Origin of the sequence: Kitasatospora sp. NPDC093558 (genome assembly GCF_040683475.1) — a bacterium.
In the GTDB taxonomy this organism is placed as follows: domain Bacteria; phylum Actinomycetota; class Actinomycetes; order Streptomycetales; family Streptomycetaceae; genus Kitasatospora.
Map to the genome: position 1 here is coordinate 1 of NZ_JBFBDY010000920.1, position 2,095 is coordinate 2,095.

3 protein-coding genes and 1 riboswitch are annotated in these 2,095 nt (G+C 72.4%); of the genes, 2 read left to right on the forward strand and 1 reads right to left on the reverse strand.

Annotation, left to right across the window (positions count from 1 at the left end; genetic code table 11):
- Positions 1-161: 161 nt before the first annotated feature.
- On the forward strand, positions 162-764 hold the full coding sequence (locus tag AB0O00_RS36945; RefSeq protein ID WP_363659077.1) for a CGNR zinc finger domain-containing protein: 603 nt from the start codon (positions 162-164) through the stop codon (positions 762-764).
- Between the two features lie 7 nt (positions 765-771).
- On the opposite strand, the gene sodX is transcribed toward AB0O00_RS36945, so the two are convergent.
- Entirely contained in the window at positions 772-1,209 is a 438-nt protein-coding gene (gene sodX / locus AB0O00_RS36950; RefSeq protein ID WP_363659078.1) for a nickel-type superoxide dismutase maturation protease, read from the reverse strand.
- Positions 1,210-1,395: 186 nt separating this feature from the next.
- Here sodX and sodN point away from each other — a divergent pair, with 186 nt between their 5' ends.
- A complete protein-coding gene (gene sodN / locus AB0O00_RS36955) occupies positions 1,396-1,791 on the forward strand; it encodes a superoxide dismutase, Ni (protein WP_238865337.1) in 396 nt (131 codons plus the stop codon).
- Between the two features lie 96 nt (positions 1,792-1,887).
- Positions 1,888-2,026: riboswitch (cobalamin riboswitch) on the forward strand.
- Positions 2,027-2,095 lie beyond the last annotated feature (69 nt).

The window sequence follows — 2,095 nt, forward strand, 5'->3', positions numbered from 1 at the left end:
GTCCTCCCGCTCGTGCGCCCTCTGCGCGCGCCCGGCGCGCCCCCCCACCACCACCCCGGGGGCCCGCCCCCGCCGGGCCGTGCCGGGCGCCGCCGTTTTCCCCCATCGGGTAATAGGCTGGAAGCAGTCAGCCCGTTACCTAAATCTCTGGAAGGACCGCCGTGGAGCTCGCCTCCTACGCCGATCTCGCCGTTCGGCTGGTGAACACCGAGGAACCCGAGCGCGGCACCGACACTCTGACCTCGGTGGACGCGCTGCGCGCCCTGTTCTCCGAGTCCTCGCGCGCCGCCGCGCTGGCCGACGAGTCCGACCTGCCCCGCCTGCGGGCGGTGCGGACCAGGCTGCGCGGGGTCTTCGAGGCCGCCGCCGAGGGCGACGAGGTGCGTGGCGTCGACCTGCTGAACAGCCTGCTCATGGAGTACCCCGTCAGCCCGCTGGTCTCCGGCCACGACTACCTCGACGACGCCGGCCGGCCGCGCTGGCACCTGCACCTGGCCGACAACTCCCCCACCGCCACGGCGCACTTCAGCGCCGTCGCCTGCATGGGCCTGGCCGTCCACCTCACCGAACTCGGCGCCGACCGGCTCGGCATCTGCCAGGCCTCGCCCTGCCGCAACGCCTACCTCGACACCTCGACCAACCGCTCCCGGCGCTACTGCTCGGACCGCTGCGCCACGCGCGCCAACGTTGCGGCCTACCGGGCCCGCAAGCGCCAGGAGGCCCAGGACGCGGCGCTCGGGCCGCAGCAGCTCCAGGACCGCTAGGACGCGCCTACAGCTCGGCGTCCACCCAGACGCCGAGGCGGCGGGCCAGCCCCGGGATCCGGGCCAGCCGGGTGGTCAGCAGCAGCCGTTCCAGCCGGCGGCCGGGAGCCAGCCAGGCCGGGCGCGGGCGCAGCCGCAGCAGCACCCGGCCGAGCACCAGCTCGTCCGGGACGGCGCCGTAGCTGCGGCTGTCGCTGTCGACCGGCCGGTTGTCGGAGAGCAGCCACCAGCCCTTGGCCCGGCGCTCGGCGGCACGCTTGACGACCAGCAGGTCCTGCTGGAACGGGTGCCGGAAGAGCACCACGGCGCCCGGGCGGATCCGCGCGCCGTACCGGACGAGCAGTTGGTCGCCCTCGCGCAGGGTCGGGACCATCGACGGCCCCGCCACGTCGACCAGCCCGAACGGGGCCGTGCCCGCCCGTACGCCGTCACCCGGTTGCGTCATCCGCGCCACCACTCCTCCTCCCGGCCCGCCGCGTCCCAGTGTGCCGTACGGAGCGTCACCTGTCCGATGTCCGGATTACCCCGGTTCCGGATCGGCCTTTTGCCCTAGGCCCACCGCCCGATCGCGAAACGGGGAGGCCGGAAGGGTAGTCTCGGGCGCGGGAAGACGATCTAAGGAAGGACTCCCATGTTCTCTCGTCTGTTTGCACCGCGCGCCACCGCCCACGCCCACTGCGACCTGCCCTGCGGTGTGTACGACCCGGCGCAGGCCCGGATCGAGGCCGAGTCGGTCAAGGCCACCCAGGAGAAGTACCAGGCCAACGAGGACCCGCACTTCCGCGCCCGCGCCATCATCATCAAGGAGCAGCGCGCCGAGGCCGTCAAGCACCACATCTCGGTGCTGTGGAGCGACTACTTCAAGGCCCCGCACTTCGAGAAGTACCCGCAGCTGCACCAGCTGATCAACGACACCCTGAAGGCCGCCTCGGCCACCAAGGCGTCGACGGACCCGGCCACCGGCCAGGCCCTGCTGGACCTGATCGCCGAGGTCGACAAGATCTTCTGGGAGACCAAGCAGGCCTGAGCCTGACGCGTCGCCACGCCGACCGCCCCCGCCCGGACCGCCGGACGGGGGCGGTCGTGCGTTCACGCCCGTTCATCTCCGTATACAGACCTGTAAGGACTGCACCGGCCTGTCGGCTGTTATGCTGCCAGGGCGTCCGAGGGGGAAGTCCGGTGTGAATCCGGCGCTGACCCGCAACGGTGAGCACGGTCCCGGGGCCTGTCGCCGAACTCCCGTCGTCCGCCCGAAAGGCGGGCCGGGCGGCGTCTGGGTGCGTGCATCGCAAGGCGGAGGAGGGAGTCCATGCGGAGCATCGGCGACCGAC